Origin of the sequence: Pseudidiomarina halophila (genome assembly GCF_003987215.1) — a bacterium.
GTDB lineage: Bacteria > Pseudomonadota > Gammaproteobacteria > Enterobacterales > Alteromonadaceae > Pseudidiomarina > Pseudidiomarina halophila.
In genome coordinates this window covers 232,534-245,368 of record NZ_PIPW01000002.1, presented here as the reverse complement: position 1 = coordinate 245,368, position 12,835 = coordinate 232,534, and the positions used below count along the sequence as shown (strand labels likewise).

At 48.7% G+C, this 12,835-nt stretch carries 11 protein-coding genes, 1 tRNA gene and 1 pseudogene; 5 read left to right on the top strand and 8 right to left on the bottom strand.

What is annotated here, in order from left to right:
• The first annotated feature begins 75 nt into the window (after nucleotides 1-75).
• Nucleotides 76-1,164 (top strand): GGDEF domain-containing protein, encoded by a 1,089-nt coding sequence (locus CWI69_RS07175; RefSeq protein ID WP_157984253.1) that lies wholly within the window; start codon nucleotides 76-78, stop codon nucleotides 1,162-1,164.
• 10 nt (nucleotides 1,165-1,174) lie between these two features.
• Here the strand turns inward: CWI69_RS07175 and CWI69_RS07170 are convergent, their stop codons facing one another.
• Entirely contained in the window at nucleotides 1,175-1,720 is a 546-nt protein-coding gene (locus CWI69_RS07170) for a hypothetical protein (RefSeq protein WP_126763303.1), read from the bottom strand.
• 153 nt (nucleotides 1,721-1,873) lie between these two features.
• Between CWI69_RS07170 and CWI69_RS07165 the strand changes: the two genes are divergently transcribed.
• A complete protein-coding gene (locus CWI69_RS07165; protein WP_241971058.1) occupies nucleotides 1,874-3,418 on the top strand; it encodes a serine hydrolase in 1,545 nt (514 codons plus the stop codon).
• 83 nt (nucleotides 3,419-3,501) lie between these two features.
• Here CWI69_RS07165 and CWI69_RS07160 read toward each other — a convergent pair whose 3' ends face one another.
• Together CWI69_RS07160 and CWI69_RS07155 are read right to left on the bottom strand one after the other, a co-directional pair.
• Nucleotides 3,502-5,070, bottom strand: coding sequence for a leucyl aminopeptidase family protein (locus CWI69_RS07160; protein ID WP_126763301.1), 1,569 nt, complete (start codon nucleotides 5,068-5,070; stop codon nucleotides 3,502-3,504).
• Nucleotides 5,071-5,162: 92 nt separating this feature from the next.
• Nucleotides 5,163-5,636, bottom strand: a complete 474-nt coding sequence (locus CWI69_RS07155) for an ion channel (protein ID WP_157984252.1) — start codon at nucleotides 5,634-5,636, stop codon at nucleotides 5,163-5,165.
• A 152-nt stretch (nucleotides 5,637-5,788) separates the two neighbouring features.
• Here CWI69_RS07155 and CWI69_RS07150 point away from each other — a divergent pair, with 152 nt between their 5' ends.
• Together CWI69_RS07150 and CWI69_RS07145 are read left to right on the top strand one after the other, a co-directional pair.
• Complete coding sequence (locus tag CWI69_RS07150) at nucleotides 5,789-6,145, top strand: SpoIIAA family protein (protein ID WP_126763297.1); 357 nt, start codon at nucleotides 5,789-5,791, stop codon at nucleotides 6,143-6,145.
• Between the two features lie 70 nt (nucleotides 6,146-6,215).
• Nucleotides 6,216-6,292, top strand: a tRNA-Arg gene (locus CWI69_RS07145).
• 55 nt (nucleotides 6,293-6,347) lie between these two features.
• On the opposite strand, the gene CWI69_RS07140 is transcribed toward CWI69_RS07145, so the two are convergent.
• The 5 genes and pseudogenes from CWI69_RS07140 to CWI69_RS07120 form a co-directional block, all read right to left on the bottom strand.
• Nucleotides 6,348-6,941, bottom strand: coding sequence for a hypothetical protein (locus CWI69_RS07140; RefSeq protein WP_126763296.1), 594 nt, complete (start codon nucleotides 6,939-6,941; stop codon nucleotides 6,348-6,350).
• A gap of 529 nt (nucleotides 6,942-7,470) precedes the next feature.
• A complete protein-coding gene (locus CWI69_RS07135) occupies nucleotides 7,471-8,805 on the bottom strand; it encodes an RHS repeat-associated core domain-containing protein (RefSeq protein WP_126763294.1) in 1,335 nt (444 codons plus the stop codon).
• A 98-nt stretch (nucleotides 8,806-8,903) separates the two neighbouring features.
• The gene (locus CWI69_RS07130) at nucleotides 8,904-9,380 is read right to left on the bottom strand and encodes a hypothetical protein (protein WP_126763292.1); all 477 of its coding nucleotides are present in this window, start codon (nucleotides 9,378-9,380) and stop codon (nucleotides 8,904-8,906) included.
• Nucleotides 9,381-9,382: 2 nt separating this feature from the next.
• Nucleotides 9,383-11,461 carry an RHS repeat-associated core domain-containing protein gene (locus CWI69_RS07125; RefSeq protein WP_126763290.1) on the bottom strand — a complete coding sequence of 693 codons (2,079 nt, stop codon included), beginning with the start codon at nucleotides 11,459-11,461 and terminating at the stop codon, nucleotides 9,383-9,385.
• 58 nt (nucleotides 11,462-11,519) lie between these two features.
• A pseudogene (locus CWI69_RS07120) lies at nucleotides 11,520-11,636 on the bottom strand (transposase); the annotation flags it as partial.
• Nucleotides 11,637-12,061: 425 nt separating this feature from the next.
• On the opposite strand from CWI69_RS07120, the gene CWI69_RS07115 reads away from it, so the two are divergent.
• Nucleotides 12,062-12,835 (top strand): type IV toxin-antitoxin system AbiEi family antitoxin domain-containing protein, encoded by a 774-nt coding sequence (locus CWI69_RS07115; RefSeq protein ID WP_126763288.1) that lies wholly within the window; start codon nucleotides 12,062-12,064, stop codon nucleotides 12,833-12,835.

The following is a 12,835-nucleotide window of genomic DNA, read 5'->3' as shown; positions in this document are numbered from 1 at the left end:
ACCACGCGCGTGCCATTTCACTTACCTACGTTGTTCATTACAGCCATCAGCCTGAACCTCATGTTAGGGGGGCTGATGCTGGTCATTTACGAGGTTCGCAAAACCCAGAAATGCTTTTTTACCTGGGGCATTTCCTGTTTCATTTTTGGCATCGCGGTGGGTCTCGCCGGCATGCAAACCTACTTCGATCAGGCATGGCTGACGATTTTTGTTGCTGACGTACTGATTATCCTGACGCCGCTGCTGCTATTGCACGGATTACGACAATTTCAGATGCAACGGCCAGTTTCGTTTAAGCTGGTTGCGCTGGTCCTGAGTTATAGCGCGCTGCCCCTGGTGCTGCTTTATACTGCGCCAATACATGCACAAACCTTTACCTCTGTGGTGTGCGCCGCGATCTATTTGTATGCCTCGATTTACATTCTGAGCATCAAACAAGCACCGACGCTGATGCGCTGGATGTTGTTCTTTTTGTTCCTCGCCCACGGCGCACTGATGCTCGCCCAGAGCGGCATGTTGGTACAGAATTTAGCGGCGAAAAGTGTAGTGATGCTGCCGCCATCATTCGAGTGGCTGCTGATCGGTCACCTGGCATTAACCACAGCCACGGCAGCTCTGTTCCCGCTGCTCGCGTTCGCGATGAGTGAAAAGCGTCTGCTTGAGGTGACCAATTTTGATGATTTGACGCACATGCTTAATGATCGCGCATTCCTTGAGCGCACGGGGTTGTTGCTGGCGAAAAATCGCATTCAACGCCGGTCGTTTTGTGTATTGGTGATTGACCTCGATCACTTCAGTAGCATCAATCAACATTACGGTGATGCGGCTGGCGATGAATGCCTGCGTCAGGTTGCGGATGTTATTCAGGGTCATCTGCGCGAAAATGATGTTGCTGCGCGCATAGGTGGTGAGGAATTTGCCGTCGCATTAGCGGATGTAGACCGCAATCAGGCCGAGCTGATAAGTTACCGTTTGTGTGAACGTATAGGTAAAACGACCTTCAACATCGCGGGCGAGACCTTAAAAATCACAGCGAGCATTGGCGGGATTCACAGCCGTTCGAGTCGCTGCGAATTAGGCGATTTGTTGCGGGCCGCTGATGAAGCCTTATACACCGCTAAATCCAGTGGCCGCAATCGCTTTGTACTAGCTACTCAAGCTTAACTAATAGAAATTAATAACTGGCGTAATTGGCTCTATTGTCTCTGCCGTTGCCGTTATCTTTGCCGTTATCTTTGTCTTTAGCTTTCTCTTTGTCTTTTTTATCGCTTTCGCGTTCTGCTTCCATTCTCGCTTTACGCTGTTCCCGCAAAAACTCTTCTCTTTCTTTACGTTGTTCGCGTAGAAACTCGTCTTCGTCTTTACGCTGTTCACGCAAAAATTCGTCTTCAGCTTTGCGGCGTTCACGGATAACTTCAGCGCGCTCTTTTTCGGCTTCTAACATCGCTTTGTCATGGTCCTTTTGGGCTTCAAGAATCGCTTTATCATGATCCTTCTGAGCTTCACGAGCAGCTTTGTTCTGTTCGTGCTGAGCTTCACGAGCAGCTTTGTCCTGCTCTTTATGTGCTTCGCGCATCGCCTTAGCGCGCTCTTTGTCGGCTTTCTCGTAATCTTTCGCCTGCTCTTCGCTTTGCTGATAAGGATTAGCCAGAGTGGCGTTCGATAAAACGGCAAAGGGAACTACGGTTGCCAGCATAATAATGCCTAGTAATTTTTTCATATCGATCTCCACAAGATGGGATTACTGAACATTGAGTATAGGCGCTGGTTTTATTTACACCGCTGTCTTAACATGATCTTTTCGATTGGGTTAAAACCTGAGGCCAATTTATTCAGGACGTTTCTGGCTTTTGCTATCACGAGGACTTGAATCATGAACAAAATGCTCAAGGTGCTAAGCTTCACTCTGCTCAGCGCAATAACCTTTATCAGCGCTTCTGTTGCGGCGCAGACTGCGGGAGATATACGAGCGACCGCCAGGCAAACCCTCGAAGCCTTCAATATTCCCGGTATTGCTGTAGTGGCGGTAAAAGATGGCGAAATCATTCTGGCGGAAGGTTTTGGTGTACGCGATATTGCCACCGGTGAGCCAGTGAACGCTGATACGCTGTTCGGTATTGCCTCTAACACCAAAGCCTTCACTACCGCCGCGATCGCAACCCTGGTCGAACAAAATAAGTTGCACTGGGACGATAAAGTAGTCGACTACCTACCTGAATTTCAGCTGTCTGACCCGTCACTTACTGCAGAGCTAACCATTCGCGACATGCTCAGCCATCGCTCCGGCCTGGGTTTAGGCGCCGGTGATCTGATGATTTGGCCGAAAACCGGTAAAAGCCCAACGGAAGTCATTGCCGGCTTGAAAAACGTGCCTATCGCTGCCGGTTTACGTGAGAGATTTGCCTATAACAACCTGATGTTCGTGACCGCCGGTGAAATCATCGCCCGGGTCAGTGGTAAATCCTACGCGCAGTACATTACCGAGACTTTTCTGCAGCCGCTCAATATGGACGATACCGTGGTCGGCTTCTCCAACATTCCCGAGTCCAACCTGAACGTTGCGGTTGGTACCATCGAAATGGACGGATCACTACACCGCTTTCCACTCGACTACCTCGAAGATTTCAGCTCGGCCGGCGCTATGGCGTCCAACGTTGACGATCTCAGTAACTGGCTGATCACGCAACTGCAACAAGGGGTCAGCCCCAGCGGCGAGCGACTGTTCACTGCCGAATCGCAGCGCCAGATGTGGCAGCTCACCACACCCTTGCCGGTGTCTGACGAGGCAAGCAAAGACGGCACCAATTTCCGCGGTGCGGGGTTGGGCTGGTTCGTGAAGAATTACCATGGCGTGAAGCACGTTTCTCATAGCGGCGGCATTCTTGGCATGTTGTCGCTGACTACCCTGATTCCGGAGAAAAACTTCGGCATGGTCGTGCTGAGCAACCAACAAGCCTTTGGTGGGCTTACCGCCATTACCGAAGAAGCGCTGGAAGATCTGCTTAACTTGACCGATCGCGACTGGGTAGCGGAAGAGCTGGCGAATTATGAAGCGTATATGAAGGAAAAAGCGGACTTTAAACTCACAAAACCCGAGCTGGTGCGCGAACCACTGCCTCTGGAAAACTACGCTGGCACCTACAATGACGACTGGTACGGCAACGTTACTATCAAATTAACGGACAATGAGCTTACTGTCGATTTCGCCGAGACGGTTCTGCTTGAGGGTACCCTGGAGCATTACAACGACGACACCTTCATCGTGCGCTGGAATGAGCCTCTGTTAGAGGCGGATGCCTTTATCGAGTTTGGGGTGTCGCGAGACAACAAAGTCAAAAATGCGACCATGGAAGCTGTTGCACCATTCACTGACTTTAGTTTCGACTTTCATAATTTACAGCTACGAAAGATTAATTAAAGCCTGCACATTAGTGCAGAAGAAAAAGCGCAGAAATAAAAAGTGCGACCACGGTCGCACTTTTTTTACTGATGTATAGTGTTTTATTCCGCAGCAGCGTTGTAGTTCTCAACCCACTCCGCTAACAAGCGCACACCATAACCATTACCGCCGGCTGGATGGATACCTTTAGCACTAGTGCTATAGGCGTTACCGGCCATATCGATGTGGATCCATGGCGTGTCTTTTGCAAAGTGCTGCAAGAAGCGCGCACCCGCCTGTGCCCCTGGCGAGCCAACGTTTTGCACATCAGCCAACCAGCTGTCGATGATGCCATCATAAGGCCCCAGCGGCAGTTGCCACACCAGCTCACCGGTTTCGTCGCCGGCGGTTTTCATCGCTGCCAACAACTCGTCATGCTCCGAAAATACCGCAGCATAATCGGTACCCAAAGCGCCGACTTTCGAACCCGTTAAGGTCGCAATATCCGCAATCGCACGTGCTTTCAGGCGGTCACGCGCATACCAGATACCATCTGCCAGGATCAGCCGACCTTCTGCATCAGTGTTCACCACTTCAATGCGTGTGCCATCTGCCGCAACAAGCACGTCGCCCGGCAAAGTTGCGCTGCCAGAAATCAGGTTATGCGACAAAGGCAATACCGCAGCCACGTTAATCGCAGCATCTTTACCCGCCAATGCCATTACCGCACCAAGCGTTGCTGCAGCACCGGCCTTATCGGTTTGCATACGAACAATTGAGCTGCCCGATGTTTTCAGGTTATAGCCGCCAGTATCAAAGGTGTTGCCCTTACCAACCAGCGCAATCGGCGCTTCATCACCGCCACCCTGGTATTCGACCACGAGTAAGTGCGACTTATGCTGACTACCTGCGCTGACACCATACAAAGATCCCATGCCGAGTTCTTGCACTTGCTCAGGCGTATACACCGTTGCTTTGACGTCATAATTGCTTACTGCGGTCTGGGCTAACTCCGCGATCGCCTGCGGATAACCATCGCTACCCGGTAAATTGATGATATCGCGCGCCACAAATACGCCATGGGCAAGAGGTTGCGTTGCCTGATAAGCCTCTGCTGCAGCATCGCCGTTGTTGCCATGCCAATGCACGGTGTAATCAGGGCGCTCTGCTGGCTCGCTCTTATACTTATCGAAACGATAGTTACGTAAGTCCATGCCATGTGCCGCAGCGGCAATTTGCGCATCGCTTAAGCCTTTTGCATGCACAACAACGGAGCCAGTTTTCTCATCTAGCTGCGACGCCAGCCCGGCACCCAGCTTCTCGGCATCGGCGCGTTGCAAGTCATCACCTATCCCAACCACCCACAAGCGTTTGGCATAAAAGTTCGGCAATGCCAGCAGTTCAACCTGCTGCCCTTGCTTGCCAGTGAAGTCTTCCAGCTTTAGCGCCTGTTGGATAATGCTGCGCGCCTGCTCGTCCCACATCTGCGGCAGTTCAATAGTGCCATCAGCCGACTCACTTGCCAGCAGTACCAGCACATCGACGTCATCCATGTGCTTATGCTCAAACTTATGCTGTGTTTTCACATAATCGCTAAACAAAGCCTGCGCCTGAGCCTCGCTACTTAGCGCGTAACCGCCCATCAAGGCAGTGCTTAACATCAGCGCCACCAGGTTTTTCTTCATCGTCATAGATTACTTCCTCAAAACATATAAAAAACTGCGCACAAACATGCCCCAACAGAGCCCAGAAAACAAGTGACTGAGCGGGGATATGAGGCAGATTATTTGTCTTCTTCCATATTCTGCCAGTGATGCTGCATCTCAAGAAAGGATAATGACGCTGTCCAGGTAATCAACATGAAGCCTATTAAGCTTTCAATACCGAACAAAAAGCGTATGGGCCCGAGCGGGTACGCCTCGGAGAATCCGACTGTGGTGTAGCTGGCAATTGAGAGAAACAGAAAGTCAGCCAGCTCGGGGCTAGCCTCAAGGCCGCCAAGGGAGCCGTTTATGGTCGTATCGGCAAAGCTTATCAACAGCCAACCACCGATACCGAAGAAAGCCACTTCGGCAACATGGGCAAGAAACAGTCCACCCAGCAGAATCATGATGCGCGCCCGGCGCCGCAACGATTGATTGCGTTGCAACATGCGTCTTAAACGGAACGACGCTTCATAATGCACCAGCATCGCCAACAGCACCAAGATCAGAGTAGCAGCGCCTACAATCAAATACCCCTGAGCAAACATATTCATCAACCTAACCTCTTCCATATACTGAAGGTCCGAATCAAATTAACATGCCTTAGGGGTGCCGCGAAAACAAGTGATTATTCCTGTTTGCCGCTCATGATTAGCTAACATCATCTATAGTTTAAGCGTGCATATATAAAGAGGGAGATCTCGTTATGATCGATATATTGGATAGCGATAAAGAAAACCTGATTGCCGTTAAATTCACCGGTAAAGCCACCCAACAAGACATGAAGCGAATTCACGCACTTATTGACGGTATTGTCGAGAAGGATCTCAAAGTAGATTTCTATCTGGAGTTTCACGACTTCCACGGCTATGAAATGAAGGGGTTATGGGAAGACCTCAAAATCGATGCAGCGCACTTTAAAGACTACGGCAAGATGGCTTTGGTCGGTGACAAGAAATGGCTTGAAAATGCTGCTAAAGCGACCGATTTCTTTACATCTTCCGAGGTTAGGTATTTCAGCCTCGACGATAAAAAGTCCGCTAAAGAGTGGCTAAGCGGGTAGACAATGCCGCGGTTTTTCCCTAGAATTCCCGCCTGCTTGTTCGCAGGCGGATTCACTTCCTATTTAATGCGCACCCGTAGCTCAGCTGGATAGAGCGCTGCCCTCCGGAGGCAGAGGTCACAGGTTCGACTCCTGTCGGGTGCGCCATTTTTAATGGTCTGTAGCGCACCTCGCTGGTTTTATATTCGTTTGTATTTAAGTGCTATGAACACCGTCCTCTCCACTTTTCCAATTGTTTTTCGGGCAAGCCGAGAACCATATAGTCGCCACTTGGTGTTGAGAACGTTAACATCGTTACCTGCCGACTACTGAATTCAACTTTCTCTATTGCTTCAGCGCCAATCGCCAGCTGCCCCCCAATACAATAGTAGACATTTCCACCAGGGTAGCCGTGTTGCATCATTTCAGCCGAAAACTCAAACGCTGCGGCACCATTTGTGAATGGATCAAAAACAACCAAGGGAACACATGAACTCGACCTCCGCGCGCAAGCTTGATAACTCGTAGTTTCGGTCATTTTTCGCCAAGTATAAACTGCGTCAAATGGTGTGAAATAATATGGACTGGACGAAAAATGGAGTTTAGAAGACGAAGTAACTATGTAGTGTATCCCAAGTATTTCTTGCAAAATTGTATGGCTTTCTGCAGTTACCGGCGCAAGTTCTTGTTGCAGCCAAAACCGCGCGCCATCCGCATATTTCAAAAGCAAGTGCGAAGCAACGAGAACAAAGGTCACACTCACGACAAACGTACCAAATGGCGACAATGGATTTTTCATCTTAGCAAGCTTCCACATGTCCCGACCGCAACAACCATCATAACTCCTAGAGTGCCAGATGCGGCGTCAAAGTTGCTAACTGCCGCATTCACCCTGATCAACACCGACGTCCCATAATGTCAGCTGTCTAATCTAGCAGCCTATTCTCGAACATTTAGAGTATTTGCCGTTCTAAATTCAAGTTCAATGGGTACAGGATGCTGTAGTGGGTTACCCTTCGAATACCAAAAATTACTAAAATGATGAACTCTAGCAATGTCAGGTAACGACACTATCAATGTCTCACCACCTAATCTGACGTCGATTTCACTCAAATGAAGCTTATCAACAACAAGCAACTCCTTACCGCACTTGCTCATGCCGACTCTCTCTTCATCGCATATGTATAACTTATAAACGAAAGACGTTGTGGCTCCGTAGTTTTCTTCAAGAATCAAGGCCTCTGCGTTGTACTGCGAGAGTGGAAGGTGATATGCAATCCGAGTAGATGGTTGGCCACACCCAAAGAGAAGGCCCGACATCCCAACAGTGATCAAATACTTTTTTATTACTGAGAGCATTGACAGTATTGCCTTCCCTTCTGTATCTGTATTTGGTCCGCTGGATCGTCGCCATAAGGAAACCCACCCAACGGATTTCCCCATGCTGAAACAGACGTTCCAGCTCTTATTTGAGCAATCCCCGCAGCCCTGTCGGCGACATCAGAGGGTATACCGAGAGCCTCGGCAGTAGCGCCGTAGTTAAAGTTACCAAAATCCTGATATTGACGTCCTTGTTGTTTATAATCCCAGCTTCCACCATTTTTCACCATTCCATAAAACCATAAATATTGACCAGGTACAGATGACATCTGCCCCCTAATTCTCGCTTCCCAAATGTTGTTATCGATGTTTGTACCGAACGGACTTGGTGGAGGGGCATCCGCTAGGCAATTCTTATACGGAACAAGTCCCGTTGGGTCTGTACTTACAAGCGGATTACTTGACACATACGCATACGTATTCATCCCACCGCTCAACCCAATCGGGTCTGACTGAATATAGCGCCCCGTGCTTGGGTCGTAATCACGATGCCAGTTCTGCCATGTGCCGCTCTCGTTGTCCCAGTACTGGCCGGGGAAGCCGATATTGAGTGCACCAATGCTGGAGCTCAGAACGCTGGGGTCAAAGCTTTGCAAATCTGCCTCCCAAACCACCGCTTTCGTGTCATCGGTTACCTTGTGCGGGCGACCTAAGTGGTCGTTGTGGACAAAGTACAATTCATCATTATAAACAAGCGCAACCAGCTCGCCTTCAAGCCAAATATAGCTTTTCACATGTGGCCCGTTCTTGGTTTCGCTCAGCAGTTCACCGCTTTGGCCATACAAAAAATGCCAGTCGGTCGTCGTTGAGCTCTTGGCGACCCGTTGCCCGTTGGTGTCATACCAGTTTTCGTAATAAAACCCTGATGAGCGGGTCAGCCGGCGTACGCGATTGTCACCGCCATAGGTCCAAGTATTGGTCTCTTTTTGCAGCTGATTACCTGCATTGTCATAACTCCATATCGATGCATAGCTACCACTGGCGCCTACACGGTGTCCCGTCAATTGGTTGCTGTATGCATCGACTCTGTAGTACTCATTGTTAAATCGTGTGCGATTGCCGTTGGCATCGTAATTGTAAACTTCCAACGAGTTGCCATTACGCTTACGCTGCGTCAAGCGCGAACGATTATCGTAGGTAAAGCTATCGAGCTTCGAGCCTAACACATCTTCAATGCTGACGATGTTGCCAGCGCTGTTATACGCCAACTTAGCTTGTGAGATGTACGGTGCTTGAAAGTAAAAGTTCTGATATTCAGTGGTCAATGGCGCCCAACCGCCGCCCACGTAGGATGACTTCAACTCATAACCGCTCGTATACTGCCGAAACGCGCTCAGGTCATTACCATAGGTGCCAAGGCAGGATGCCTGGAACCAAGCCGATGTTCCGCCCTCGTATCCTAGTACGCTGCGCTAATCGAAACATAAATTATAGGGAACTTTGTATTAGGTTCGTCACTTTCAGACTGATAGCTTATCTTCAATGGTGTACTATTGATCAGCGTGTTAACGGGAAACTGAAATAGAATTGCCTTGTTAACTATTTCAGAATTATTGGGAGACCGAAAATGAAGAGGTTTATCTATTTCCATCTCCCATAATACATCTAGACCACGCTCTATTTTTAAATGACCAGTTATCGATAGTGTCTGCAAAGTTTCGACCGAAACCCCATCCTTGGATAGTAATCCAACCTCAAAATACCCTGAGCGCGGTGGTGCAAAATCAAGTTTGTATAAATTTTCAGTGGCGCTCGCTTGAGCAAATGGCAGAAACTTCTCGTGATCTGCCGTGTACAGATCAAGTATTCGATAGATATATGGGAGCCCTATGACGGATACAACAGTCACTAGGATCAAAACAATCGCGATTTTCATTGTTAGTCCCCCAGCTTATTGTAGTTATCGATCACTCTGTCTACATAGTCTTGGCAGTTATTGTCCCCGAAGAACAAAGAGTAATCTCCGGGAGATGTCATAGTTACGGCTTTTCTCATTCGTTCGTCATTATAACCACCTTCGCACTGAGAGTATTCCTCATTACGACCTTCATTGATAATCAAGCCGTCAGGACCAAAGCCTATATCGCCGCCTAAATCATCTTCGTAGATGATCTGTTGGTGTCCGATGATATTGTTGTCTATATCGGCTTGACTCCCTCTTCTACCAACAACCACGGGCGTCGCCCAAGTGTCTAAAGGACGGTAGCAAATCTTGGCCAAACCGAATGGATCGACGAATATAAGAGGATTTCCGCCCACATATGCATACGTATTCATCCCACCGCTCAACCCAATCGGATCTGACTGAATATAGCGCCCCGTACTTGGGTCGTAATCACGATGCCAGTTCTGCCATGTACCGCTCTCGCTGTCCCAGTATTGACCGGGGAAGCCGATATTCAATGCATCGATGCTCGTACTGATGACACTGCGGTCAAAGCTTTGCAAGTCTGCCTCCCAAACCACCGCTTTCGCATCATCGGTTACCTTATGCGGGCGACCTAAATGGTCGTTGTGGACAAAGTACAAGTCATCATTATAAACAAGCGCAACCAGCTCGCCTTCAAGCCAAATATAACTTTTCACATGTGGCCCGTTCTTGGTTTCACTCAGCAGCTCACCGCTTTGGCCATACAAAAAGTGCCAGTCGGTCGTCGTTGAGCTCTTGGCGACCCGTTGCCCGTTGGTGTCATACCAGTTTTCGTAATAAAACCCTGATGAGCGTGTCAGCCGGCGTACGCGATTATCACCGCCATAGGTCCATGTGTGGGTCTCTTTTTGCAGCTGATTACCTGCATTGTCATAACTCCATATCGATGCATAGCTACCACTGGCGCCGACACGGTGCCCGGTCAGTTGGTTGCTGTCGGCATCGACTCTATAGTACTCATTGTTAAATCGTGTGCGATTGCCGTTGGCATCGTAATTGTAGACTTCTAGCGAGTTGCCATTACGCTTACGCTGCGTCAAGCGCGAACGATTATCGTAGGTAAAGCTATCGAGCTTCGAGCCTAACACATCTTCAATGCTGACGATGTTGCCAGCGCTGTTATACGCCAACTTAGCTTGTGAGATGTACGGTGCTTGAAAGTAAAAGTTCTGATATTCAGTGGTCAATGGTGCCCAACCGCCGCCCACGTAGGATGACTTTAACTCATAACCGCTCGTATACTGCCGAAACGCGCTCAGGTCATTACCATAGGTGCCATAACGCAACGGTCCAAAGGCTTCATGATTGAGCATCGTCATTACCGGCTCTCGGACGCCGTTTATCGTCACATAGACCGCTGACGGGCGCCCTTGTTTCACAACCATACCGTCATATTCGTAGTCCACCAAGATACCCGATGGATAGCTGATTTCAACCACACGTCCTTCATCATCGTACACCCACTGTGTGGTATAGCTCGCACCTAAAATGCTTCGCGTCATGCTCGCCAGTTGACCTGCTGCGGTATAGTCATAATCTGTGGAGCCCGCGCGGTCGGTGGTATGACACAGCTTACCCACGCCATAGCTACAGTTATCGTAGCTGAATGTTTCGTTGACATCGCCAGAGCTGCGTTGCGTCACACGACCGATACCATCGTAACTGAGTGCGGTACTTGTCCCGTTCGCACGGCTCACTAGTGTTAACTGCCCCGCTGCATTATAGCCGTACGTTGTAGTGCCGGTGTCGGGACTTGTACGCGAAAGCACATCACCAAAGGCGTTCACGGTGTAGCTAGTGATATTGCCTTTTGCATCGGTCACTTCGGTCAAATGACCATTTGCGTTGTAGCTGAACTCTACGGTGCTGCCATCCGGTGCCGTTTCTTTGATGAGACGGTTGTGCGCATCATACTCATACGAAGTCGTTTGGTTCTGTCCATCTGTCTTCGCTATCACATTACCGCGCGCATCGTATGCAAAGCTTAGCTGCAGTGCGCCTGTTTGTGCTGAAAGGGGACGGTTCAACTTGACCTCTCCCCCAAGAATAGAACCATGACATCGATGAGATTTCCATTAAATGACAGGCCACCAGCGATACCGAATAACCGGGTTGCATGGTCATGGCAACAAACTTTGCTTTCTCCTGCGGAGTATAGCGACGACGGCGTTGTTCGCCAGTGAAAATTTCTATACGCTCCATAGACACTCCTTAAATATAGGTCTAAGCCTATCGCTTAACTAATGAGTGTCCGTTTTAAATGGGGGCTAATACATACCAGAAGTACATGATTGATCGTTAGCAACAATTACTCTTTCATAGATCTCCAACATAACTCTCCTTGACGTTGGTAGCGGATTGACGCACATCCATTTTGAATTCGTTTCTATTTAGGACGATACAAGAGTTAGCTAACCTCAACAAGCACAAAAATCATACAGCTACATGCGTGCTATTTATGTCTGCTGCACGATGTTGTTGAGTTCAAACAGTTTGATAAATAACAAATATACGTTGTTTATCGGCGTGTTTAGTTTTATTATCAAACCAAATCAGTTTGACTAATATTAAATCCACGTCAACAATTAACGTATATAGATAGTATTTTAAACCAATAAGAGCATCACATGCTAAATCACGAAGCAGGCAAAACGCTAAAGCAAAAACTTCCGCTTGGTATGGTCGCAACGAAACGCTGGCTACAAGAGCAGGGGTTAAGTTTGCATTACATCGACAATTCCGTTCGAAGAGGGGCCTTAGTCGTAGCCGTTCCCGGTGTTTATTACCGAGATGAAGCCCGTCCGACTTGGCAGGGCGTGGTCGCTTCACTGCAGCAAATGGCTAAGCTTCCTGTTCATGTCGGTGGGTTGAGTGCGTTAGCGGTAAACGGCGTAAGCCATTTCGTAAACAAACGTGGTAATCCTATAGTTAACTTATATTCTTCCGACAAGCTCCCGGCATGGGTTAATAAGATAGATGTGGGAGCTACTTTTGCATGGCATGGCACGAAGCGCCTGTGGCCTGAGTCATTACTGCTCGACCAAAGTGTGTTCCGTCATTATGAATGGGCAAAAGGTTTGCCGGAAATAACGTATTCGTGTGTTGAAAAAGCCTATCTGGAAGTACTCAACGAGGTGCCTAAGCACGTCAGTTTCGAGCATGCTGACGCGCTTCTTCAGGGGTTACATAACTTGTCACCTCGTAAGTTGGATACGCTGTTGAAAGGCTGTCTTAATGTAAAAGTGAAACGGTTATTTTTTTGGTTAGCGGAGCGTAATCAACAGCCTTGGTTTAAATACTTGAAGTCAGAGGATTACGACTTAGGGGCAGGTAAGAGAGTCGTAGCGGTAAATGGTCGCCTGGAAAACAAATGGCAAATTACGGTTCCCAAGGAGATGTAA